The organism is Streptomyces sp. NPDC003016 (assembly GCF_053591455.1).
Window position 1 is genome coordinate 123,766 of record NZ_JBSFTV010000003.1, and the last position, 23,447, is coordinate 147,212.

The following is a 23,447-nucleotide window of genomic DNA, read 5'->3' on the forward strand; positions in this document are numbered from 1 at the left end:
GCTCAGCCCTGGCCCTCGACCGCCGACGGGTCCATCCAGACGATCTCCCAGGTGTGGCCGTCGGGGTCCTGGAAGGAACGGCCGTACATGAAGCCGTGGTCCAGGGGCTCGTTCGCGGGGGAACCGCCGGACGCGAGGGCCGTGTCGGCCAGTTCGTCGACCTTCTCCCGGCTGTCGGCGCTGAGCCCGAGCAGGACCTCCGTGGTCCGGCTCGTGTCCGCGATCTCCTTCTCCGTGAACTCCTTGAAGCGCGGCTCGGTGAGCAGCATGGCGAAGATCGTGTCGCTGATCACCAGGCAGGCGGTCCTGTCGTCACTGAACTGCGGGTTGAAGGAGAACCCGAGCTTGCCGAAGAAGGACTTCGTGGTGTCGAGGTTCTTCACCGGCAGGTTCACAAAGATCATCTGAGGCATGAGCCGTGCTCTCTTCTCTCACCGGCGGTGCGGGCCCGCCGTTGTGCCGTCGTTGCCGTGTGCAGGGGTAGACCCGGGCCCCACGCGAAACTCATCGCCCGAACGGAAGACCGCAGAGAAGAAGCAGAGAAAAACCGGGGGACTACGCGCGGAGCTCTTCCGCCGCGTCCGCGACCCGGCCGATCAGCCGCAGCAGCGTCTCCTGCTCCCCCTCGTCGAGGGGGGCGAGGAACACCCGGTTCATCCGGGTCGTCCGGGTGACCAGCTTGCGGTGCACCGCCACGCCCTCGTCCGTCAGCTTGAGCACGCTGCGCCGGCCGTCCCGCGGATCGCGCCCCCGCTCCAGCAGGCCGCGCCTGCCGAGGCGCGCCACCAGGTCCGCGATGGTCGAGCGGTCGAGGTGGACGTGCTCGCTCAGGGTGCGCTGGTCGATGTCCGGCTTCCCGGCCAGCGCGTTGAGTACGGCGAACTGCGGCGACGTGGTCTCCTCCGAGACCATCGCGGTCCACAGCAGGGTGTGCGCCTGCTGGAGCCGCCGGGCGAGGTGCCCGGGGTGGGTGCTCAGATCGACCGCAGCCATGCGGGCCTCCTGCAATCGCGGGTGATGCTCTGTGTACTGAGCCATTGACGTGGACGTAACTCGGTGGAATTGTACGGCCTCGACGAGAAACTAGTCAGTACACTGAGCAACTCGCGGAGTGAGTGACGATGGCCGACATACGCAGCCTGCACGACGCCGTGGCGGACCTCGTCCATGACGGGGACACCCTCGCCATGGAGGGCTTCACCCACCTGATCCCGTACGCCGCGGCGCACGAGGTCATCCGCCAGGGCATCACCGACCTGACCCTCGCCCGGATGACTCCGGACGTCATCTACGACCAGCTGATCGGCGCCGGTCTGGTGAAGAAGCTGATCTTCTCCTGGGGCGGCAATCCGGGCGTCGGCTCCCTGCACCGCTTCCGCGACGCCGTCGAGAACGGCTGGCCCCGCCCCCTGGAGCTCGACGAGCACAGCCACGCCGGCATGGCCAACCGTTACGTCGCGGGCGCGTCGCGCCTGCCGTTCGCCGTACTGCGCGGCTACCGGGGCTCCGACCTCGCCACCCGTACGGACACGGTCTCCTCCGTCACCTGCCCGTTCACCGGCGAGGAGCTGGCCGCCGTCGCCGCGCTCAACCCCGACGTCACCGTCATCCACGCCCAGCAGGCCGACCGTGACGGAAACGTCCAGCTGTGGGGCCTGACCGGTGTGCAGAAGGAGGCCGCGCTGGCCGCCGGCCGGGTGCTGGTGACGGTCGAGGAGATCGTCGACGGGCTGACGCCCCGGCCCGGCGGCGTGGTCCTGCCGACCTGGGTCATCGACGCGGTCGCGGTGGTGCCGGGCGGCGCCCATCCGTCGTACGCCACCGGATACACCGTGCGCGACAACGCCTTCTACCAGGCGTGGGACCCGATCGCCCGGGACCGCGACACGTTCGCGCGGTGGCTCGACACGCACGTGCGAACCGACACCGTACGAACCGAAGGGGCTGCCGTCCGATGACGACCACCGAGGACTCCACCGACTCCACCGACTTCACCCGCGACGAGCTGATGGAGGTCAACGCCGCCCGCGCGCTGGCCGGGGCGCGGACCTGTTTCGTCGGCATCGGACTGCCGTCCACCGCCGCCAACCTCGCCCGCCACACCGTCAACCCCGGCCTCGTGCTGATCTACGAGTCGGGAACGATCGGCTCCAAGCCGACCCGGCTGCCGCTCTCCATCGGCGACGGCGAACTGGCCGAGACCGCCGACGCGGTGGTGCCCGTGCCCGAGATGTTCAACTACTGGCTCCAGGGCGGCCGGATCGACGTCGGCTTCCTCGGCGCGGCCCAGGTCGACCGTTTCGCCAACATCAACACGACGGTCGTGGACCGGGGCCCCGACAAACCGGAGGGCCGGCTTCCGGGCGCGGGCGGCGCACCCGAGATCGCGTCGAACTGCGGCAAGGTACTGATGGTGCTGCGCCACTCCACCCGCAACTTCGTGCGCAAGCTCGACTTCGTCACCACGCTCGGCCACGGCTCCGGCCCCGGTGACCGCAAGGAGCTGGGCATGCCGGGCGCGGGCCCGGTCGCCGTCATCACCGACCTCGGCATCCTGCGCCCCGACCCGGCCACCGCCGAGCTCGTCCTCACCGAACTGCACCCCGGCGTCACCGTCGCACAGGCACGGGCCGCCACCGGCTGGGAGCTGAGGACCGCGGACACGGTCGGGGTCACCGAGCCCCCGACGCCCGCCGAACTGGCCGCACTGCGCGCCCTGAAGTCCGCAGGAAAGGACCCCGCCTGATGCCTCTCACCCAGTCCGACATCGACGGCGAGCTCGCCGAGATCCGAACCGGCTACGAGAAGGCCCGCGCCGCAGGGGCCCCGGCCGCGCACCACCCGCCGCGCGACTTCCCGCCGTACCGCAGCAGCCTCCTGCGCCACCCGAAGCAGCCGCTGGTGGCCGTCGGCGGGGACCCCGAGGCCGTCGAGCTCTCCGGCCCCGTCTTCGGCCGCACCGACGTCACCGCACTCGACCACGACCTGACCCGGCAGCACGCGGGCGAGCCGCTCGGCGAGCGCATCACCGTCTCCGGGCGGCTGCTCGACAGCGCGGGCCGGCCGGTGCGCGGCCAGCTCGTCGAACTGTGGCAGGCCAACGCCTCCGGCCGGTACGCCCACCAGCGCGACCAGCACCCGGCGCCCCTGGACCCCAACTTCACGGGCGTGGGGCGGGTCCTGACGGGCGACGACGGCTCGTACAGCTTCACCACCGTCAAGCCGGGCGCCTATCCGTGGCGCAACCACGAGAACGCGTGGCGCCCCGCCCACATCCACTTCTCGCTCTTCGGCTCGGCCTTCACGCAGCGCCTGGTCACCCAGATGTACTTCCCGGGCGACCCGCTCTTCGCGTACGACCCGATCCTCCAGTCGGTGACGGACGAGGCGGCGCGCGCCCGGCTCGTCGCCGCGTACGACCACTCCCTCTCCCGCCCCGAACGGTCGCTGGGCTACCGCTGGGACATCGTCCTGGGCGGCCCGTCCGCCACCTGGATCGAGGAAGGCCGCTGATGCCGTCCCTGCCGCCCACCCCTTCGCACACCGTCGGTCCCTTCTACGGGTACGCCCTGCCCTTCCCGGGAGGCGGCGACATCGCCCCGGCCGGCCATCCCGACGCGATCACGCTGCACGGGTACGTCTACGACGGCGCCGGGGAGCCGGTCCCGGACGCGATCGTCGAGTTCTGGCAGGCGGGACCGGACGGCTCCCTGGCCGGCGCGCCCGGGTCGATGCGCCGCGACCCCGTGACCGGCGGTTTCCTCGGCCGCAACGGTGTCGACTTCACGGGCTTCGGCCGGGTCCCGACGGACGCGGACGGCCACTACACCGTCCGCACCCTTCCCCCAGGGGGCCCGTCCACTCCGTACATCGGCGTGTGCGTGTTCGCGCGCGGCCTGACCCACCACCTCTTCACGCGCGCGTACCTGGCGGACGGACCGGACGCACTGCTCGCCTCGCTGACTCCCGAGCGCCGCGCGACACTGATCGCCCGACCGGAGCCGAACCGCGACCGCACCCACCGCTTCGACATCCGCCTCCAGGGCGAGGAAGAGACGGTCTTCCTTGACTTCGCCTGACGCACCTGACCACGGACTGCTCGCTCCCGTACGCGCCGGAACCGCGGCCGAAACCGCGACCGGTGACGCGGCCCTCCTCCAGGCGATGCTGGACGCGGAGGCGGCCCTGACCCGGGCCCAGGGCCCCGGCTGGGCGGGCGAGGCGGTCACAGCGGCGGCGAAGGCCGACCGCTTCGACGTACGTGACCTGGCGCTGCGCGCCCGTTCCGGGGGCAACCCGGTGATCCCGCTGGTGGCCGACCTCACGGCGGCGGCGGGCCCGGAAGCGGCGCCGTACGTGCACCGGGGAGCGACGAGCCAGGACATCGTCGACACGGCGATGATGCTGGTGGCCACGCGCACGCTCCCGCTCATCACGGCCGACCTGACCCGCACGGCGGCGGCCCTCACCACCCTGGCGGCGGAACACCGGGACACCCCCATGCCGGGCCGCACCCTGACCCAGCACGCGGTCCCCACCACCTTCGGCCTGAAGGCGGCGGGCTGGCGAAGCCTCACCCTCGACGCCCACGCCCGCCTCCGGTCCTTGACCCTCCCCGCGCAACTCGGCGGAGCGGCGGGCACGCTGGCCGCGTTCGGCCGAACGGCCGCCGACGACGCCTTCACAGCTCAGGCAGAGAACACGCCGGGACACTCCCCCCAGAACACACCCGCCCCCGCCGCACACTCCACGGTGCCGGGAGGGGACGCGCCGGGGCGCTCCCCGCAGGGCGCCGAACGCAACCACCCCGAACACACCGGCGTACCCGAACGTTCGACGCCCGAGGAGACGCCCCGGCGCGGCACCGACCCCGAAGCCCCCGCAACAGCACCCGCACCCACCCCCGACCCCGCCCTCGCCCTCCTCACCGCCTACGCCGCCGAGCTGAACCTCGCGGTGCCCACCCTCCCCTGGCACACCCTCCGCACCCCCGTCGCCGACCTCGCCACCGCCCTCGCCTTCACCTGCGCAGCCCTCGGCAAACTGGCCACGGACGTCCTCACCCTCTCCCGCACCGAGATCGCCGAGCTCTCCGAAGGCACCGGTGGCGGCTCCTCAGCCATGCCCCACAAGGCCAACCCGGCCCACTCCACCCTGATCGCCTCCGCCGCCCACCAGGCCCCCGCCCTGGCCTCCGTGCTCCTCGCCTCCCTCGCCTCCGCCGGGGACGAGCGCCCCGCGGGCGCCTGGCACGCCGAGTGGCAGCCCCTGCGCGAGCTCCTGCGCCTGGCCGGCGGCGCGGCCGCCCACGCGGCCGAGCTGACGGAGAACCTCCGCGTCCACCCCCACCGCATGCGCGAGAACCTCGACCTCACCCACGGCCTGATCGTCAGCGAACGCGTCGCCGCGGCCCTGGCCCCCGCCCTCGGCCGGGCCCGCGCCAGGGAACTCCTCACCGAGGCCTCACGGCGCACAGCCGCGGAAGGCATCCCCCTGGCCGAGGCCCTCTCGGGCGCACTCCCGGCGGACCGGCTGGCCGAACTCACCGACCCCACGCACTACACCGGTTCCGCGGCGGCCCTGGTGGACCGCGCCCTGGACCGGAAACCGGAGCACCCCCATGCCTGACACCCACCCCCGCCCCCTCCCCCACGTGCGCCTGGACGGCCCGGAATCGGGCACTCCGCTGATCCTCGGCCCCTCCCTGGGCGCCTCCCTCGCCGTCTGGGAGCCCCAGCTCGCCGCCCTGGCCCGCACCCACCGCGTCCTGCGCTGGGACCTGCCGGGCCACGGCTCCACCCCCGCCGGCCTGATCCCGCTGGACGGCACCGCGACCGTCGCCGGCCTCGCGGCGCTCGTGCTGCGGGCGGCCGACGCGCAGGGCTGGGAGACGTTCGCGTACGCCGGCGTCTCCCTCGGCGGCGCCGTCGGGCTCCACCTGGCGACGCACCACCCCGAGCGGATCACCTCCCTCGCCGTGGTCTGCTCGTCGGCACGGTTCGGCGACCCCGCCGCGTGGCACGAGCGCGCCGGTCTCGTCCGTACCCAGGGCACCGAGGCCATGGTGGCGAGCCGCCCGGGCACCTGGTTCGCGCCCGCGTTCGCCACGGCGCCGATCGCCCGCGCCCTCATCGACGACCTGCGGGCCGCCGACCCGGCCGGTTACGCCGCCTGCTGCGACGCCCTCGCGGCGTACGACCTGCGCGGCGCGCTCCCCACGGTCGCCGCACCGACCCTGGTCGTCGCCGGCCGCGACGACCCGGCCACGCCGCCCGCGCACGCCCGCGAGATCGCCGACGCCATCCCCGGGGCGAGTCTGCTGGAAGTCGCCGGCGCGGCCCATCTGGCGGGCGTGGAGAAGCCGGAGGCGGTGACCGCCGCCCTGCTCGCCCACTTCGCCCCGGGCCCGCCGCCCGCGGCCACCGACGCGTCCCGCCACGCGGCGGGCATGCGGGTGCGCCGGGCGGTCCTGGGCTCGGCCCACGTGGACCGCGCGGTCAGCCGTACGACGCCGTTCACCGCCCGCTTCCAGGACTTCATCACGCGGTACGCCTGGGGCGAGATCTGGACGAACGACACCCTGGACCGGCGTACCCGCAGCTGCGTCACGCTCACCGCACTCGTCGCCCACGGCCACGAGGCGGAGCTGGCGATGCACGTACGGGCCGCGCTGACCAACGGTCTGACCAGGGAAGAGATCGGCGAGGTCCTGCTCCAGACGGCGGTGTACTGCGGAGTCCCGGCGGCGAACGCGGCGTTCACGGCGGCGCAGAACGTCTTCGACGACCTCGACTCCGACGAGTGATCACCTTCCGCTCACCGGTTGTTGATGCACCGTCAATTCGAGAGCCTTACGTTCCGAGGTCACAGTCCCGGTACCACCCCACCCTGGAGTGACACATGGAACGTCGTAGCTTCCTGCGCGGCGCTGTCATCGGCACCTCCGTCGCCGCCTTCGGCGGCACCCTCTGGCGCGGCGCCTCGTACGCCGCCCCCGCGCAGCCCGGCACCGGCCCCTACGGGGCGCTCGGCTCTCCCGACGCCAACGGCCTGCGCCTGCCGTCCGGCTTCACCGGCCGGGTCGTCGCCCGCTCCGGCCAGAAAGTCGGCTCCACCGCGTACACCTGGCACAACGCGCCGGACGGCGGCGCCTGCTACGCGGACGGCACCGGCTGGATCTACGTCTCCAACTCCGAGATCAACCCCTCCGGCGGCGCGGGCGCGATCCGCTTCTCCTCGACGGGCGCGATCACCGGCGCGTACCGCATCCTCTCCTCCACCCGCCAGAACTGTGCGGGCGGCAAGACCCCGTGGAACACCTGGCTGTCCTGCGAGGAGGTCGACCGCGGGTACGTCTACGAGACCGACCCGTGGGGCGTGAAGGCCGCCGTACGCCGCGACGCGATGGGCCGCTTCAAGCACGAGGCCGCCGCGGCCGACCCCGTGCGCAGGACCATCTACCTCACCGAGGACGTCACCGACGGCTGCTTCTACCGCTTCACCCCCACCACCTGGGGCGACCTGTCGGCGGGCAGGCTCGAAGTCCTGAAGATGGGTTCGGGTACGTCCGGACCGGTCACCTGGGCCACCGTCCCGGACCCGAGCGGCGCCACGACCGCCACCCGCAACCAGGTCTCGGGCGCCAAGCGGTTCACGGGCGGCGAGGGCTGCTACTACGCCGACGACACGTGCTGGTTCACCACCAAGGGCGACAACCGCGTCTGGCAGTACAACGCGGCGGCGCAGACCATCGAGCTGGCCTACGACGACTCGCTGGTGAGCGGCACCGCCCCGCTGACGGGCGTCGACAACGTCACCGGCACGTCCTCCGGCGACCTGTTCGTCGCGGAGGACGGCGGCACCATGGAGATCTGCCTGATCACCCCGGACGACGTCGTCGCGCCCTTCCTGCGGATCGACGGGCAGTCGGGTTCGGAGATCACGGGCCCGGCGTTCTCACCGGACGGCAAGCGCCTGTACTTCTCCAGCCAGCGCGGCACGAGCGGCAGCTCCTCGGGCGGCATCACGTACGAGGTGACGGGCCCCTTCCGCAGCTGACGGCCCCGGACGGGCCGGCCGCCCCCGTGCGGCCGGCCGGCACCCGCGTCACCGCAGCGCTTCCGCCGTGGCGCCGCCCCGCAGGAGGGCGGCGCCCAGTGGCGTCAGGGTGTGCAGGACCGCGTTCCCGTGGCGCAGGGTCACGACGAGGCCCGCCTCGCGCAGTACGCACGCGTGCTGGCTCGCCGAGGCGAGCGACACCCCGGCCCTGCGGGCGAGTTCGCTCGTCGTACAGCCGCCGCCGATGGCCGCGAGGACCGCCGAGCGGGTCTGGCCGACCAGGCGGCCCAGGGGCGGGCCCGGGTCGTCCGAGGGGGCCGGGGCCTCGGCGTGGGTCATCGGGTAGACCAGGACGGGCGGCAGGTTCGAGTCGCGGTAGACGACCGGGGTGCCGCGGCAGAAGAACGAGGGCTGGAGCAGCAGGCCCCGGCCGCGCAGGTACAGGTCCCGGTCGACCGGATAGTCGGCCTCCAGGACCGGCGGACGCCACCGCAGCATCGGCGGGAGCGAGGTGAGGAGTTCGTCCGCGCCGCCGTCGAGCAGCGCGCGGCCCCGGGCCGCCCGGTCGGCTTCGACACGGGCCCGGATGTGCGGCCAGTACGGCTCCACGGCGGCGCGGTGGTAGCCGCGCAGGACTCCGGCGAGCCGGCCGAGGACGTCGCCCCGGCGCCCGGTGAGCGGGGCGACGCCGTGCCGTGCCAATGCCGCACGGCCTGGCGGAGCCGTACGGTCCGGTCGGTGCGAGGCGGCCAGCAGGGCCAGTTCGGCGCGCAGCCGGTCGGAGGCGGTGGCCCGGAGCGCTTCGAGTCCCGCGTCCATGCCGCGCACCCCCTCACGAGGTGTGAGGAAATCCGGGAAATAACCCCTGTTCGGTATCACGGAGGCCAGCAGCCGTGTTTCACCATTCAACCGAGTCCGCGATTCCCGGCGCCATTCTCCGAACACCTTGGCGCCGCGCCGGTCTCTTAGTCTGTGAAAACTGAGGACTGTTTCCCATAACGCGTCCGGCCGGTCGGACAGCCGAACCCTCGACAAGTCAACACCGGAGAAATGAACACGCAGCACCGAAGTCCCATCTGTTGCATCCGCAATCGCCCCCGCAGTCGAGTATGCATGCCATCACACGCCGTCACCACGGCCTTTCGGCCACAGTTGAAACGCATCGCGCGCACCCTGTGCCGAACGAAATGCTGTTCCCCGTCGGGCACGACACCGGAGTCACCGGAAAGGCACAGCGAAGGCCGTGGGGGGCTTCGCCGGGTCTGGCGGCGGTTGGCGAAGGGAGCAGTTCGGTGTCCGGCGAGGTATCAGGATGCGGTCGGCGGGTGGGGATCCGGCGACCGCATCCTGCCTTGTTTTCAGCAGAGAATGGCGGAATTCAACTGCTGCTGCTTTCTGTTGTTTCCTGAACTTTCCGTCGTCGGCACTTCCCGTCGGCACTTCCCGTCGGCACAGCAGAGCGGCGGCACCTCCGCACGAGGTGCCGCCGCTTCTTTGTTGCGCCGGAGCCGTTGCCGGTTCGTTCGAGGGTTGGGGTGAACCGACGGCAGCTCCGGTGGTCCCGCTAGCGCGAGTCGCTGCCCGTGGACTGCGCCGCCGCGCGGCCCGCCTCCAGGCGTGCCACCGGGATCCGGAACGGCGAGCAGGAGACGTAGTCCAGGCCCACCTCGTGGAAGAAGTGCACCGACTCCGGGTCACCGCCGTGCTCGCCGCAGACGCCGAGCTTCAGGTCGGGGCGCGTGGCGCGGCCGGCCTCGACGGCGGAGCGCACCAGCGCGCCGACGCCGTCCCGGTCGATCGTCTCGAACGGGGAGACCCCGAAGATGCCCTTCTCCAGGTACGCCGTGAAGAAGCTCGCCTCGACGTCGTCGCGGGAGAAGCCCCACACGGTCTGGGTGAGGTCGTTCGTACCGAAGGAGAAGAACTGCGCGGCCTCGGCGATCTGGCCGGCGGTCAGCGCGGCGCGCGGGAGCTCGATCATCGTGCCGATGGTCAGCTTCAGCTTCGTGCCGGTGGCGGCCTCGACCTCCGCGATGACCTGGTCGGCCTCCTCGCGGACGATCTCCAGCTCCTGGACCGTGCCGACGAGCGGAATCATGATCTCCGCGCGCGGGTCGCCCTTGGCGTTCTTGCGGTGGGCGGCCGCCTCGGCGATGGCGCGGACCTGCATCGCGAACAGGCCCGGGATGACCAGACCCAGACGTACACCGCGCAGACCCAGCATCGGGTTCTGCTCGTGCAGCTTGTGGACGGCCTGGAGGAGGCGCAGGTCGTTCTCGTTCGCGTCCTTGCGGGACTCGGCGAGGGCGACGCGCACCGACAGCTCGGTGATGTCGGGGAGGAACTCGTGCAGCGGCGGGTCCAGCAGCCGCACCGTCACCGGCAGTCCGTCCATCGACTCGAACAGCTCGATGAAGTCGGCCTTCTGGAGCGGCAGCAGCGCGCCCAGCGCCTGCTCGCGCTCGTCGTCCGTGTCGGCCAGGATCAGCCGCTCGACGAGCCCGCGGCGCTCACCGAGGAACATGTGCTCGGTGCGGCACAGGCCGATGCCCTGGGCGCCGAAGCGGCGGGCCCGCAGGGCGTCCTCGGCGTTGTCGGCGTTGGCGCGCACCCGCAGGCGGCGCACCCGGTCGGCGTACGCCATGATCCGGTGCACGGCGGCGACCAGCTCGTCGGCGTCGTCGGCGCCCGCGTGCATGCGGCCCTCGAAGTACTCGACGACCGGCGACGGCACGACGGGCACCTCACCGAGGTACACCTTGCCGGTGGAGCCGTCGATGGAGACGACGTCGCCCTCCTCCACGACGATCCCGCCCGGGGCCGTCATCCGGCGGCGCTTGGTGTCGACCTCGATCTCCTCGGCGCCGCAGACACAGGTCTTGCCCATGCCGCGCGCCACGACGGCGGCGTGCGAGGTCTTGCCGCCGCGCGAGGTCAGGATGCCCTCGGCGGCGATCATGCCGTCGAGGTCGTCCGGGTTGGTCTCACGGCGGATGAGGATGACCTTCTCGCCGGACCGCGACCACTTGACGGCCGTGTACGAGTCGAAGACGGCCTTGCCGACCGCGGCGCCCGGGGAGGCGGCGATGCCGCGCCCGAGCTTCTGGGTCTTCGCCTCGTCGTCGAAGCGCGGGAACATCAGCTGCGCGAGCTGCGCGCCGTTGACGCGCTGGAGCGCCTCGGCCTCGTCGATGAGTCCCTGGTCGACGAGCTGGGTGGCGATGCGGAAGGCGGCGCCGGCGGTGCGCTTGCCGACCCGGGTCTGGAGCATCCACAGCTGACCGCGCTCGATCGTGAACTCGATGTCGCAGAGATCCTTGTAGTGGGTCTCCAGCGTCTCCATGATCTGCATGAGCTGGTCGTACGACGCCTTGTCGATGCGCTCGAGGTCGGCGAGCGGCACGGTGTTGCGGATGCCGGCGACGACGTCCTCGCCCTGCGCGTTCTGCAGGTAGTCGCCGTACACGCCCTGGTGGCCGCTGGCGGGGTCGCGGGTGAAGGCGACGCCGGTGCCGGAGTCGGGGCCGAGGTTGCCGAAGACCATGGAGCACACGTTGACGGCCGTGCCGAGGTCGCCGGGGATGCGCTCCTGGCGGCGGTAGAGCTTGGCGCGGTCGGTGTTCCACGAGTCGAAGACCGCGTTTATGGCGAGGTCCATCTGCTCGCGCGGGTCCTGCGGGAAGTCGCGTCCGGCCTGCTCGGAGACGATCTTCTTGAACTTCCGGACCAGCTTCTTGAGGTCGGCCGCCTCCAGGTCGGTGTCGACCGTGACCTTCTTGGCCGCCTTCGCCTGCTCCAGCGCCTCTTCGAAGAGCTCGCCGTCGACCCCGAGGACGGTCTTGCCGAACATCTGGATGAGACGGCGGTACGAGTCCCACGCGAAGCGCTCGTCGCCGCCGGCCTGCTGGGCGAGGCCGGTGACCGACTTGTCGGAGAGCCCGATGTTCAGGACGGTGTCCATCATGCCGGGCATGGAGAACTTGGCGCCCGAGCGGACGGAGACGAGCAGCGGGTTGTCGGCCTGGCCGAGCTTCTTGCCCATCTTCTGCTCAAGGGCGTCGAGGTGCGCGCTGACCTCGTCGCGCAGGGCGTCGGGCGCCTCGCCGCTGTCGAGGTAGACCTTGCACGCCTCGGTGGTGATGGTGAAGCCGGGAGGAACCGGCAGCCCGAGGTTGGTCATCTCGGCGAGGTTGGCGCCCTTGCCACCCAGCAGGTCCTTGAGGTTCCTGTTGCCCTCGGTGAAGTCATAAACGAACTTCTGCCCCTGGGGCTCGCTGGCTACCTGGGGTTCTTTGTTTTCCGACACGGGTCTCGACTCCTCGAGGACGCGGTGGCTGCCCTGACGGCCAGGAACATACCCAGATCGAAGGTGCCTGGGTACGTCCACCTGACTGTCATACGGCCTTAACCACTCGTCCGCCAGCAGATCGAAAGTGATCAACGCGACCGGACCGATCAGCCTTTCCGTTCAAGTGTTTTACACATCAACACGCAGTGCATCGAACTTCTCCCACATCGGTAACGGAGAGTGCCGGATGATGTGATCGATTAAAACAAAAGAAGGTGGCACCCAGTGCCACCTTTTGAGAGGTGCAGCCCCGCCTGATGTGCTCATCTGAGCAATGAGCGCATCAGGCGTGGCGAGAATCACGTCACAGATGAGACCCGAACGAGACCCGAATCTCAGCCTCCGGACGTGTCCAGCTCGGCCTCCGCGCTCACACCCGAGCAGTCGTACGGGTCCTTCAGCCAGCCATCCGGCAGGACAACCCGCCCATTGCCGGACGAACGGCCCCGCGGCCCGTCCGCCCCTTCGGGCCACGGCTGGTCCAGATTGAGCTCGCTCAAGTGAGCGTCCATTTCATCCAGGGATGAGGAGATTGCAAGCTTCTTACGCATCTCCGAACCGACCGAGAACCCCTTGAGGTACCAGGCGACGTGCTTACGGAAGTCAATGACCCCGCGTGCCTCGTCCCCGATCCACTCCCCGAGCAGCTCCGCGTGCCTGCGCATCACCGCGGCGACCTCGCGCAGCGTCGGAGCGGCGTACGCGCCCGTGCCCTCGAACCCTGCGACCAGGTCCCCGAACAGCCACGGCCGCCCCAGGCAGCCGCGCCCGACGACCACGCCGTCGCAGCCGGTCTCGCGCATCATCCGCAGCGCGTCGTCCGCCGACCAGATGTCGCCGTTTCCGAGCACCGGGATCTCCGGCACGTGCTCCTTGAGGCGCGCGATGGCGTCCCAGTCGGCCGTACCGCCGTAGTGCTGGGCAGCGGTCCGCCCGTGCAGCGCGATCGCCGTCACGCCCTCCTCGACCGCGATGCGGCCGGCGTCCAGGAAGGTGATGTGGTCGTCGTCGATGCCCTTGCGCATCTTCATCGTGACCGGCAGGTCCCCGGCGTTGGAGACCGCCTCGCCCAGGATCGCCCGCAGCAGCGGCCGCTTGTACGGAAGCGCCGAGCCGCCGCCCTTGCGCGTCACCTTCGGCACCGGGCAGCCGAAGTTCAGGTCGATGTGGTCGGCCAGGTCCTCGTCCACGATCATGCGGACCGCCTTGCCGACGGTGACCGGATCCACCCCGTACAGCTGAATGGACCGAGGCGTCTCGGTCGCGTCGAAGTGGATCAGCTGCATGGTCTTCTCGTTGCGCTCGACCAGCGCCCTCGTCGTGATCATCTCGCTCACGAACAGCCCCTTGCCACCGGAGGCCGCACCCACCGGGGGGCGGCCCCCGAACCCCCGCACGCCTTCGGCGAACTCGCGGCACAGGGTGCGGAAGGGGGCGTTGGTGATGCCGGCCATGGGGGCGAGCACCACCGGCGGCTGCACGGAGTGCGGGCCGATGGACAACGTGGGGGACAGGGGGAGCGCGGTCGTCATGGCCCCATTGTCCCGTACGACGAGAGTCGTTAGTGAGCCGTACTATCGACTCATGCCCGAGCTCAGCCACCGGCGGCGGTTGCTGGTGCTGGCGATCTGCTGCATGAGCCTGCTGATCGTCAGCCTCGACAACACCGCACTCAATGTCGCCCTCCCTTCCATGCGGAGGGAACTGGGCGCGTCGGTCGCCGGAATGCAGTGGACGGTCGACGCGTACACGCTCGTCCTCGCCTCACTGCTGATGCTCGCCGGCTCCACCGCCGACCGGATCGGGCGGCGCAAGGTCTTCAAGGCCGGGCTCGTGCTCTTCACGCTCGGGTCGCTGCTCTGCTCCCTCGCGCCGAACCTCGAATCGCTCGTCGTCTTCCGCATGGTGCAGGCCGTCGGCGGCTCGATGCTCAACCCCGTCGCGATGTCGATCATCACCAATACCTTCACCGAACCGCGCGAGCGGGCCCGCGCGATCGGGGTGTGGGGCGGGGTGGTGGGCATCTCGATGGCCGCGGGCCCGCTGGTCGGCGGACTGCTGGTGGACTCGGTCGGCTGGCGGGCGATCTTCTGGGTCAATCTGCCGGTCGGGCTCGCCGCGCTGCTGCTGACCGCCCGGTACGTACCCGAGTCGCGCGCCCCGAAGGCGCGCCGCCCCGATCCCGTCGGGCAACTGCTGATCATCGCGCTGCTCGGGTCGCTCACGTACGCGATCATCGAGGCGCCCCTGGCGGGCTGGACGTCACCGCTCATCCTGACGTCCGCGGGAACGGCCGCGCTGTCCCTCGTGGGGCTCCTCGTGTACGAACCACGGCGGACGGAGCCGCTGATCGACCTGCGGTTCTTCCGGAGCGCGCCGTTCAGCGGCGCGACGGTGATCGCCGTGTGCGCGTTCGCCGCACTCGGCGGCTTCCTCTTCGTCAACACCCTGTACCTCCAGGACGTACGCGGGTTCTCCGCCCTGCACGCCGGCCTCTACATGCTCCCCATGGCGGCCCTGACGTTCGTCTGCGCACCGCTCTCGGGAAGGCTCGTCGGCAGCCGCGGGCCACGGCTGCCGCTCCTGGTGGCCGGGGTCGCGATGGCGGCGAGCGGGCTGCTGTTCGCCGCCTTCGAGGCGGAGACGTCCACGCCCCTGCTGTTCACCGGTTACGTCCTCTTCGGCCTGGGTTTCGGCATGGTGAACGCGCCGATCACCAACACCGCCGTGTCCGGGATGCCGCGCACCCAGGCGGGCGTCGCCGCCGCGGTCGCCTCGACCAGCAGGCAGGTCGGCACGACGCTGGGCGTCGCCGTGATCGGCGCGGTGCTCGCGGCCGGGGTGCACGGACGGTCGTACGACGACACCTTCGTGGCGGCGAGCAGGCCGGCCTGGTGGATCCTCACCGGCTGCGGACTGTGCGTACTGCTGGTGGGGGCGCTGACCAGCGGACCGTGGGCACTGAGGTCGGCACGGCGGACGGCGGCCCGGCTGGAGGGGGCCGAGACCGGCCGGGCCCCGGCGGGCGCGGTGCGCTGAGGACGGGCCGGACACAGGCGTGGGCCCGGACCGCTGTGTGCGGTCCGGGCCCACTGCCGTGCCGGAAAGCAGGTCAGCCCTGGGTGCCCTGAGCGTCCTGGGTGCCCTCTGCGGTCGCCTCGCCGCCGTCTTCGCCGTCTTCCCCGGCGGTGCGCTCGCGCATCTTGCGCAGCAGGTCTTCCTTCTGCTCGGCGGCCGTCCTGCGGTCGGCGTTGCGCGTGGGGCCGTTGTCCGCGAGTTCGGCGCGGGACATCCTCTTGCGCTGCCCGCCTACGCCGAGAAGGTTGTTGCGGCTCTTTGCCACGGGGTTCTCCCGAAGTGGTGAGAAGTGATCTGCGGATTCGTCTGGTGGGGGGCGGACGTGGGACCCGCCGCGCGCTCACTCGTAGATCTGGAAGAACATGCTTGTGAGAGTACCGGGCCGCGGCGCCGCCGGTCACCAGGTTTCCCGCCGCCCGGCCCCGGCCGGTGAACGCGAAGACCCCGGCTCCGCCGTGCGGAACCGGGGTCTCGGGGGCGTACGCGTACGCGTACGCCCGGACAGCGTCAGCAGGTCAGCAGCCGAGGAGGCGGCCGCCCAGGTAGGACTGGATCTGGTCCAGCGAGACGCGCTCCTGCTTCATGGTGTCGCGCTCGCGCACCGTCACCGCGTTGTCGTCGAGGGTGTCGAAGTCGACGGTCACGCAGAACGGCGTACCGATCTCGTCCTGACGGCGGTAGCGGCGGCCGATGGCGCCCGCGTCGTCGAACTCGATGTTCCAGTTCTTGCGCAGGTCGGTCGCCAGGCCCTTGGCCTTCGGCGACAGCTGCGGGTTGCGGGACAGCGGCAGGACGGCGACCTTGACCGGCGCCAGGCGCGGGTCGAGGCGCATCACGGTGCGCTTCTCCATGACGCCCTTGGCGTTCGGGGCCTCGTCCTCGATGTACGCGTCGAGCATGAAGGCGAGCATGGCGCGGTTCACGCCGGCCGCCGGCTCGATGACGTACGGGGTCCAGCGCTCGCCGGCCTCCTGGTCGAAGAACGACAGGTCCTGGCCGGAAGCCTTGGAGTGGGCCTTGAGGTCGAAGTCGGTGCGGTTGGCCACGCCCTCGAGCTCGGAGAACTCGTTGCCGCCGAAGTTGAAGCGGTACTCGATGTCCGCGGTGCGCTTCGAGTAGTGGGAGAGCTTCTCCGCCGGGTGCTCGAACCAGCGCATGTTCTCCTCACGGAGACCAAGCTCGCGGTACCAGCTCCAGCGCTGCTCCATCCAGTATTCCTGCCACTGCTCGTCCTCGCCCGGCTTGACGAAGAACTCCATCTCCATCTGCTCGAACTCGCGCGTGCGGAAGATGAAGTTGCCCGGAGTGATCTCGTTCCGGAAGGACTTGCCCATCTGCGCGATGCCGAACGGCGGCTTCTTGCGGGAAGTCTGCTGCACCTGGGCGAAGTTGGTGAAGATGCCCTGCGCGGTCTCGGGACGCAGGAACGCGCGCGAGCCGGTGTCCTGGGTCGGGCCGAGGTGCGTCTCCAGCATGCCGGAGAACTGCTTGGGCTCGGTGAACTGGCCCTTGGTGCCGCAGTTCGGGCAGTTGACGTCGGCCAGACCGTTCTCGGGGGCGCGGCCGTTGTGCTTGGCCTCGTACGCCTCGATCAGGTGGTCCGCGCGGTGACGCTTGTGGCAGGCGGTGCACTCGGTGAGCGGGTCGGAGAACGTCGCGACGTGACCGGACGCCTCCCAGACCTCGGGCGCCAGGATCACGGAGGAGTCGAGACCGACCACGTCCTCGCGCGCGATGACCATGGAGCGCCACCACTGGCGCTTGATGTTCTCCTTGAGTTCGACACCCAGCGGTCCGTAGTCCCAGGCGGCCCGGGAGCCGCCGTAGATCTCACTGCACGGGTAGACGAAGCCACGGCGCTTGCTCAGGCTGACGATGGTGTCGATCTTGTCGGCGGCCACGGTGCTCTCTTCATTACGACGACGACGAACGCGAATGATTCAGATTACCGGCGCTCACACCCCCCGGATCAAATCGGTATCCCGGTAAGGGGGCCGGGCCCGGATCACACCCGGCATTATTGACAATCGTTTCCAGTTTTGTTGAAAATGGGTGTCATGAACGTACGACGACGCCTCATACCCACCGCCGCGACCGCCGGAGCCGTCGCCCTCGGCCTGATGGCCGTGAGCGCCTGCTCCTCCTCCGGCGCCGCCGACAAGGACGGCAACGGCAAACTCGACGTGGTGGCGTCGTTCTATCCCCTGCAGTACCTGGCCGAGGAGATAGGCGGCGAGCACGTCGCCGTATCGACCCTGACGAAGCCCGGCGTGGAGCCGCACGACCTGGAGCTCAGCCCGAAGCAGACCGCCGGGCTCGGCGAAGCCGACTTCGTCCTCTACCTCAAGGGCCTCCAGCCCGCCGTCGACGAGGCCGTCGCGCAGTCCGGTGTGAAGAACACCGTCGACGCCGCCGGCCTCACCCACCTCGAAGAGCACGGCACCGAGGCCGGCCACGCCGAGCACGAGGACGAGGGCGGGGAACACGCCGACGAGCACGCCGCCGAGGACGGGCACGACCACGCCGGCGCCGCCGGCGACCCCCACGTCTGGCTGGACCCCGTGAAGTACTCCGAGGTCGCCGAGGGCGTCGGCAAGGCCCTGGAGAAGGCCGACCCCGACAACGCCGCCGCGTACAGGAAGAACACCGCCGCCCTGGTCGGCAAGCTCGACGGCCTGCACGCGAAGTTCGAGAAGGGCCTGAAGAACACCGACACCAGGACCTTCATCACCACCCACGCCGCCTTCGGTTACCTCGCCGAGCGCTACGACCTCACGCAGGAAGGCATCAGCGGCCTCGACCCCGACTCCGAGCCCAGCCTGTCCCGCATGAAGGACCTCCAGAAGATCGCCGAGCAGGACAGGGTCACCACGGTCTTCTTCGAGACGCTCGCCAGCGACAAGACCGCCAGGACCCTCGCGGGCGACGCCGGCCTCAAGACCGACGTCCTGGACCCGCTGGAGGGAATCACGGACAAGTCCGAGGGCGCTGACTACATCGAGGTCATGGAGTCCAACCTCGCCGCGCTGGAGAAGGCCCTCGGCGCGAAGTGAAGCAGATCACCCCAGCAGCACCGGAGGCGCGAGCCATGAAGCCAGAGCCAGAGCAGCCCGTGATATCCCTGCGCGGCGCCACGGCCACCCTCGGCTCGCGCCCCGTGCTGCGCGGCGTCGACCTCGCCGTGCACCGCGGTGAGGTCGTCTCCCTGCTCGGCGCCAACGGCTCCGGCAAGTCGACGGCCGTACGTTCCGTGATCGGCCAGGTGCCACTCACCGGCGGCACCGTCGACCTCTTCGGTACGCCGCTGCGCCGCTTCCGCGACTGGTCGCGCGTCGGGTACGTACCGCAGCGCACCACGGCTGCGAGCGGCGTTCCCGCGACCGTGTACGAGGTCGTCTCCTCCGGCCGCCTCTCCCGCGCGAAGCTGCGCTGGCCCTCCAAGGCCGACCGCGCCGCCGTGCACCGCGCCATCGAACTCGTCGGGCTCGCGGACCGCACCAAGGACTCCGTGAACGCCCTCTCCGGCGGCCAGCACCAGCGCGTGCTCATCGCGCGGGCCCTCGCCGCCGAGCCGGAACTGCTGATCATGGACGAGCCGATGGCGGGCGTGGACCTGAACAGCCAGGAGATCCTCGCGGCGACCCTGCGCGAGCAGGTGGCGGCCGGTACGACCGTGCTGCTCGTCCTGCACGAACTCGGCGCCCTGGAGCCGCTGATCGACCGCGCGGTGGTCCTGCGCGACGGCTGCGTCACGCACGACGGGCCGCCCCCGGAGTCCCTGGGCCAGCACGCGCTGCCCGGCCACGACCACGTACACCCGCACGCGGCTTCCGAGCCCGTCCGCACAGGACTGCTGACCTGACTGATGGAAATCCTCGAAACAGCCTTCATGCAGCGGGCCCTGCTCGCCGCCGTCCTCGTCGGCATCACCGCCCCCGCCGTCGGCATCTACCTCGTGCAGCGCCGCCAGGCCCTGATGGGCGACGGCATCGGCCACGTCGCGATGACCGGCGTCGGCCTCGGCTTCCTGCTGAGCGCCAACCCGGTGTGGATGGCCGCGCTCGTCTCGATCGCCGGCGCCGTCGCGATGGAGCTGATCCGCTGGTACGGACGCATGCGCGGCGACATGGCGCTGGCCATGCTCTTCTACGGCGGCATGGCGGGCGGTGTCCTGCTGATCAACCTCGCGCCGGGCGGCTCCAACTCGAACCTCACCTCGTACCTCTTCGGTTCGCTGTCGACGGTCTCGGACGCGGACGTCGTCGCGATCTGCCTGCTCGCCACTTTTGTGATGCTGGTCACTGTCGGTCTGCGGCGCCATCTCTTCGCGGTCAGTCAGGACGAGGAGTTCGCGCGGGTGACCGGTCTGCCGGTGCGCGCCCTGAATCTGCTGATCGCGGTCACCGCGGCCGTCACGGTCACCGTCGCCATGCGCGTCGTCGGGCTGCTGCTGGTCAGCGCGCTGATGGTGGTGCCGGTGGCGGCGGCGCAGCAGATCACCCGGTCGTTCAAGGTCACGTTCGTCCTGTCCGTGGCCATCGGCACGGTCGTGACGCTGGCCGGCACGGTGGCCTCGTACGAGTACGAAGTGCCGCCGGGCGCGACGATCGTGCTGCTGGCCATCGCCGCCTTCTTCGTACTGACCGCGCTGGCCGCTCCCCTCGCGAGGCGCCGGGCACGGGCCCTGGGCGGGGCGGAGACCGGGTCCGCGGGCGGCTGTAGCGTGGAGGCGGGCGGCCTGCCGGACACCCGGCGCCCCGCTGACGACGTGAAGGTCTGACCGGCGGTCGGCAACGACCTGGCAGAATGGCCCGGCATACGTACGGGCGACCAGAGGAGGCACCTGTGACGACTGCGGGAACCCCATCCCCGGTGCGTGGCCGGTCCACCCGCCAGCGGGCCGCCGTAGCGGCCGCGCTCGACGAGGTGGACGAGTTCCGCAGCGCGCAGGAGCTTCACGACATGCTCAAGCACCGGGGCGACTCGGTCGGGCTGACGACGGTCTACCGCACCCTGCAGTCCCTCGCCGACGCCGGCGAGGTGGACGTACTGCGCACCAGTGAGGGCGAGGCGGTGTACCGGCGCTGCTCCAGCGGCGAGCACCACCACCACCTGGTGTGCCGGGTGTGCGGCAAGGCCGTCGAGGTCGAGGGCCCCGCGGTGGAGAAGTGGGCCGAGGCCATCGCCGCCCAGCACGGCTACGTGAACGTGGCCCACACCGTGGAGATCTTCGGCACGTGCGTGGAGTGCGCGGCGAGCGTCTGAGGCCGTACGAGTGCGGGCCCGTACCGGATGACTCCCGGTGCGGGCCCGCACTCGTACCGGGGCGCCTCACAGCCGCCGCAGGTTCCGGTCGAGGATCGCCCGCAGCCGGTCGACGTCCCCCGGGGCCCCGAGCCCGCGCTTGGGCAGGACCTCCAGGCACAGGACGTTCGGGTCGCCGCCGAGCAGGACGAGGTGGCCGCCGGTCTCCCGGTAGCCCCGGAAGAGCGGCCGGCGCACGGTCAGGGCCGCGTGCTCGACGGCGGCCGACACACCCGCCCCGGTGACCGTCGTACGGTATTCGCCCTGCCACCGCACCATGCGCAGCACGTGGTGGGCCTGAAGGTGCGGAATCGACCACACGAGCAGGACGAGCAGTCCGTACACGAGGACGTTCATCGCCCCCGCGCCGCCCGGTCTCATCGCCGGCAGCAGGCCCAGGCCCGCGATCAGCGCCCCCCGGAGCACGTTGATCCGCCGCACGCGGTCGCGCACCCGGATGCCCGCCGGAATGTCGCCGCGCGTCGGCCGGTAGGTCAGCTCGCCCCTCTCCGCGACCTCGATCGCGTCCCGCCCCTGGTCATCCATGGGGCGGGAGCCTGGCCACGCCGTCCCGGCGGCTCCGCGCCGCCCTACATGCTGCCCGCGGCGAGCTGCTCCTCGTTCGGGACGGCGCCGCCGAAGCGGCGGTCGCGGGAGGCGTACTCGACGCAGGCGCGCCACAGGTCGCGGCGGTCGAAGTCGGGCCACAGGACGTCCTGGAAGACCATCTCGGCGTACGCGCTCTGCCAGATCAGGTAGTTGGACGTGCGCTGCTCGCCGCTGGGGCGCACGAAGAGGTCGACGTCCGGCATGTCCGGGTAGTACAGGTACTTCGCCAGGGTCTTCTCGTTGACCTTCGACGGGTCGAGTCTGCCCGCCGCGACGTCGCGCGCGATCGCCTGCGCCGCGTCCGCGATCTCCGCGCGCCCGCCGTAGTTGACGCAGAAGTACAGCGTCATCGCGTCGTTGTCCTTGGTCTGCTCCTGGGCGACCTGGAGCTCCTGGACGACGGACTTCCACATCTTCGGCATGCGGCCGGTCCAGCGGATGCGGATGCCGAGTTCGTCCATCTCGTCACGGCGGCGGCGGATGACGTCCCGGTTGAAGTTCATCAGGAAGCGCACCTCCTCGGGCGAGCGCTTCCAGTTCTCGGTGGAGAAGGCGTACAGGGAGAGGTTCTTGACGCCCATTTCCAGGCAGCCCTTGAGCACGTCGAGCACGACGCCCTCACCGACCTTGTGGCCCTCGGTGCGCGGCAGTCCGCGCTCCTTCGCCCAGCGGCCGTTGCCGTCCATGACGATCGCCACGTGCTCCGGAACCAGCTCGCCGGGGATCTTCGGCGGCCGCGCACCGGACGGGTGCGGTTCCGGCGTCTTGTATTCGCGCCGGTTACGGCCGAGAATCCCGCGTCGCGCCATGAGCTCTTCTCCCTCGATCCACTTCTCTACTTCTCCACGTACCGCAGCGAGCGCAGTCCGCGTTCCAAGTGCCAGTGCAGATAGGCCGACACCAGCCCACTGCCCTCCCTGACGTGCCGGGCCTCGCAGCTGTCCGCGGTCTCCCAGTCCCCCGTGAGCAGCGCGCTGAGCAGACCGACGGCCTCCGCCGAGGGTACGACGCTTCCGGGCACCCGGCAGTCGCCGCACACGACGCCGCCGGCCGCCACCGAGAAGAACCGGTTCGGCCCGTCGAGGCCGCAGCGCGCGCAGTCGGTGAAGCTGGGCGCGTAGCCGTTGACGGCCAGCGAGCGCAGCAGGAAGGCGTCCAGGATCAGGTGGGGGGCGTGCTCGGCGCGGGCGAGGGTGCGCAGGGCGCCGACGAGCAGCAGGTACTGCTGTACGGCGGGCTCGCCCTCGTGGTCGGTGAACCGCTCGGCGGTCTCCAGCATCGCCGTACCGGCGGTGTAGCGGCCGTAGTCCGTGACGATGCCGCCGCCGTACGGGGCGATGATCTCGCCCTGCGTGCACAGCGGCAGCCCACGCCCGACCAGCTCGCTGCCGCGCGAGAAGAACTGCACGTCGACGTGCGAGAAGGGCTCCAGGCGGGCCCCGAACTTCGACTTGGTCCGCCGGACCCCGCGCGCGACGGCGCGTACCCGTCCGTGACCGCGGGTGAGCAGCGTGATGATCCGGTCCGCCTCGCCCAGCTTCTGGGTGCGCAGCACGATGCCGTCGTCGCGGAACAGACTCATACGTCCATTCTCGCCCACCGCACGGCCGCACTCGCCTCGCCGGGCCCCGCGGTGCATGGCGTACGTCACAGGGCTTGTGCCGCCGGGCCCATGCCACCGGGTCTGTGCCACCGGGTCCATGTCACCGGGCCGCGTCCCCTCCGGTCACCGCCCACGCCGGCTGAGGGCATTGGCCGCCGCGACCTTGGCGTGCATCGTCTCGGCGAGGGTGGCGGGACGCGCGTCACCGGAAGGGCAGTCCCATTCCCGTCCGCCGCCGACGGGCCGGAGCCGAAGCCGCGGCCCCTCGTTCCCCCTGACGCACCCCACGCTCCCGGTGCGCGTATCGATGACGAAATCGCCTTCTTCCATTCCCTTTGACACCATGCAAGCCTCTTTCTTACCCTTTTCCCTTTTCTCCCTCCACCTTGAGGGCACGTATCCGAAATCGGCAGGACGACATGCTCTACAACCCGTCGGCACCACAAG

Annotated in this window: 22 protein-coding genes; 12 read left to right on the forward strand and 10 right to left on the reverse strand. The window is 70.9% G+C overall.

Annotated elements, in window-relative coordinates; genetic code table 11:
• Positions 1-2: 2 nt before the first annotated feature.
• Both ACWDZ4_RS03440 and ACWDZ4_RS03445 read right to left on the reverse strand, forming a co-directional pair.
• Complete coding sequence (locus ACWDZ4_RS03440) at positions 3-413, reverse strand: VOC family protein (protein WP_451506777.1); 411 nt, start codon at positions 411-413, stop codon at positions 3-5.
• Between the two features lie 142 nt (positions 414-555).
• Complete coding sequence (locus ACWDZ4_RS03445; RefSeq protein ID WP_451506778.1) at positions 556-993, reverse strand: MarR family winged helix-turn-helix transcriptional regulator; 438 nt, start codon at positions 991-993, stop codon at positions 556-558.
• A 128-nt stretch (positions 994-1,121) separates the two neighbouring features.
• Between ACWDZ4_RS03445 and ACWDZ4_RS03450 the strand changes: the two genes are divergently transcribed.
• The 7 genes from ACWDZ4_RS03450 to ACWDZ4_RS03480 all read left to right on the forward strand — a co-directional run bounded on the left by ACWDZ4_RS03450 (position 1,122) and on the right by ACWDZ4_RS03480 (position 8,058).
• Positions 1,122-1,958: a CoA transferase subunit A gene (locus ACWDZ4_RS03450; RefSeq protein WP_451506779.1), complete on the forward strand. Its 837-nt coding sequence runs from the start codon at positions 1,122-1,124 to the stop codon at positions 1,956-1,958.
• On the forward strand, positions 1,955-2,746 hold the full coding sequence (locus tag ACWDZ4_RS03455; protein WP_451506780.1) for a CoA-transferase subunit beta: 792 nt from the start codon (positions 1,955-1,957) through the stop codon (positions 2,744-2,746). The genes ACWDZ4_RS03450 and ACWDZ4_RS03455 overlap by 4 nt, the downstream gene beginning before the upstream one ends.
• Entirely contained in the window at positions 2,746-3,513 is a 768-nt protein-coding gene (gene pcaH / locus ACWDZ4_RS03460) for a protocatechuate 3,4-dioxygenase subunit beta (protein ID WP_451506781.1), read from the forward strand. The genes ACWDZ4_RS03455 and pcaH overlap by 1 nt, the downstream gene beginning before the upstream one ends.
• Positions 3,513-4,079, forward strand: coding sequence for a protocatechuate 3,4-dioxygenase subunit alpha (gene pcaG, locus ACWDZ4_RS03465; RefSeq protein WP_451506782.1), 567 nt, complete (start codon positions 3,513-3,515; stop codon positions 4,077-4,079). The genes pcaH and pcaG overlap by 1 nt, the downstream gene beginning before the upstream one ends.
• The gene (locus tag ACWDZ4_RS03470; protein WP_451506783.1) at positions 4,066-5,628 is read left to right on the forward strand and encodes a lyase family protein; all 1,563 of its coding nucleotides are present in this window, start codon (positions 4,066-4,068) and stop codon (positions 5,626-5,628) included. Before pcaG ends, ACWDZ4_RS03470 begins: the two co-directional genes overlap by 14 nt.
• Positions 5,621-6,805 carry a bifunctional 3-oxoadipate enol-lactonase/4-carboxymuconolactone decarboxylase PcaDC gene (gene pcaDC / locus ACWDZ4_RS03475; protein WP_451506784.1) on the forward strand — a complete coding sequence of 395 codons (1,185 nt, stop codon included), beginning with the start codon at positions 5,621-5,623 and terminating at the stop codon, positions 6,803-6,805. Before ACWDZ4_RS03470 ends, pcaDC begins: the two co-directional genes overlap by 8 nt.
• A gap of 95 nt (positions 6,806-6,900) precedes the next feature.
• Complete coding sequence (locus ACWDZ4_RS03480) at positions 6,901-8,058, forward strand: alkaline phosphatase PhoX (protein ID WP_451506785.1); 1,158 nt, start codon at positions 6,901-6,903, stop codon at positions 8,056-8,058.
• A gap of 48 nt (positions 8,059-8,106) precedes the next feature.
• Here ACWDZ4_RS03480 and ACWDZ4_RS03485 read toward each other — a convergent pair whose 3' ends face one another.
• The 3 genes from ACWDZ4_RS03485 to dusB form a co-directional block, all read right to left on the reverse strand.
• Complete coding sequence (locus ACWDZ4_RS03485; RefSeq protein WP_451506786.1) at positions 8,107-9,123, reverse strand: ArsR/SmtB family transcription factor; 1,017 nt, start codon at positions 9,121-9,123, stop codon at positions 8,107-8,109.
• Positions 9,124-9,622: 499 nt separating this feature from the next.
• A complete protein-coding gene (ppdK, locus tag ACWDZ4_RS03490; RefSeq protein WP_451506787.1) occupies positions 9,623-12,364 on the reverse strand; it encodes a pyruvate, phosphate dikinase in 2,742 nt (913 codons plus the stop codon).
• 377 nt (positions 12,365-12,741) lie between these two features.
• Complete coding sequence (dusB, locus tag ACWDZ4_RS03495) at positions 12,742-13,938, reverse strand: tRNA dihydrouridine synthase DusB (protein WP_451506788.1); 1,197 nt, start codon at positions 13,936-13,938, stop codon at positions 12,742-12,744.
• A 52-nt stretch (positions 13,939-13,990) separates the two neighbouring features.
• Here dusB and ACWDZ4_RS03500 point away from each other — a divergent pair, with 52 nt between their 5' ends.
• The gene (locus tag ACWDZ4_RS03500) at positions 13,991-15,445 is read left to right on the forward strand and encodes an MFS transporter (protein ID WP_451506789.1); all 1,455 of its coding nucleotides are present in this window, start codon (positions 13,991-13,993) and stop codon (positions 15,443-15,445) included.
• 73 nt (positions 15,446-15,518) lie between these two features.
• Here ACWDZ4_RS03500 and ACWDZ4_RS03505 read toward each other — a convergent pair whose 3' ends face one another.
• Together ACWDZ4_RS03505 and ACWDZ4_RS03510 are read right to left on the reverse strand one after the other, a co-directional pair.
• Complete coding sequence (locus tag ACWDZ4_RS03505; RefSeq protein ID WP_451506790.1) at positions 15,519-15,749, reverse strand: DUF6243 family protein; 231 nt, start codon at positions 15,747-15,749, stop codon at positions 15,519-15,521.
• A gap of 250 nt (positions 15,750-15,999) precedes the next feature.
• Entirely contained in the window at positions 16,000-17,385 is a 1,386-nt protein-coding gene (locus tag ACWDZ4_RS03510; RefSeq protein WP_069928840.1) for a glycine--tRNA ligase, read from the reverse strand.
• Positions 17,386-17,541: 156 nt separating this feature from the next.
• Here ACWDZ4_RS03510 and ACWDZ4_RS03515 point away from each other — a divergent pair, with 156 nt between their 5' ends.
• From ACWDZ4_RS03515 to ACWDZ4_RS03530, 4 genes are all read left to right on the forward strand, one after another.
• Positions 17,542-18,537 carry a metal ABC transporter substrate-binding protein gene (locus ACWDZ4_RS03515; RefSeq protein WP_451506791.1) on the forward strand — a complete coding sequence of 332 codons (996 nt, stop codon included), beginning with the start codon at positions 17,542-17,544 and terminating at the stop codon, positions 18,535-18,537.
• A gap of 35 nt (positions 18,538-18,572) precedes the next feature.
• Positions 18,573-19,346, forward strand: a complete 774-nt coding sequence (locus tag ACWDZ4_RS03520; RefSeq protein WP_451506792.1) for a metal ABC transporter ATP-binding protein — start codon at positions 18,573-18,575, stop codon at positions 19,344-19,346.
• Positions 19,347-19,349: 3 nt separating this feature from the next.
• Positions 19,350-20,264, forward strand: coding sequence for a metal ABC transporter permease (locus ACWDZ4_RS03525; RefSeq protein ID WP_451506793.1), 915 nt, complete (start codon positions 19,350-19,352; stop codon positions 20,262-20,264).
• A gap of 65 nt (positions 20,265-20,329) precedes the next feature.
• On the forward strand, positions 20,330-20,749 hold the full coding sequence (locus ACWDZ4_RS03530; RefSeq protein ID WP_028813525.1) for a Fur family transcriptional regulator: 420 nt from the start codon (positions 20,330-20,332) through the stop codon (positions 20,747-20,749).
• A 66-nt stretch (positions 20,750-20,815) separates the two neighbouring features.
• Here the strand turns inward: ACWDZ4_RS03530 and ACWDZ4_RS03535 are convergent, their stop codons facing one another.
• From ACWDZ4_RS03535 to recO, 3 genes are read right to left on the reverse strand one after another with little or no spacing between them, the layout of a single operon-like run.
• Positions 20,816-21,334, reverse strand: coding sequence for a YcxB family protein (locus ACWDZ4_RS03535; protein WP_451506794.1), 519 nt, complete (start codon positions 21,332-21,334; stop codon positions 20,816-20,818).
• 44 nt (positions 21,335-21,378) lie between these two features.
• Positions 21,379-22,206, reverse strand: coding sequence for an isoprenyl transferase (locus ACWDZ4_RS03540; RefSeq protein WP_344497443.1), 828 nt, complete (start codon positions 22,204-22,206; stop codon positions 21,379-21,381).
• Between the two features lie 26 nt (positions 22,207-22,232).
• On the reverse strand, positions 22,233-22,979 hold the full coding sequence (gene recO / locus ACWDZ4_RS03545) for a DNA repair protein RecO (RefSeq protein WP_451506795.1): 747 nt from the start codon (positions 22,977-22,979) through the stop codon (positions 22,233-22,235).
• Positions 22,980-23,447: the final 468 nt, after the last annotated feature.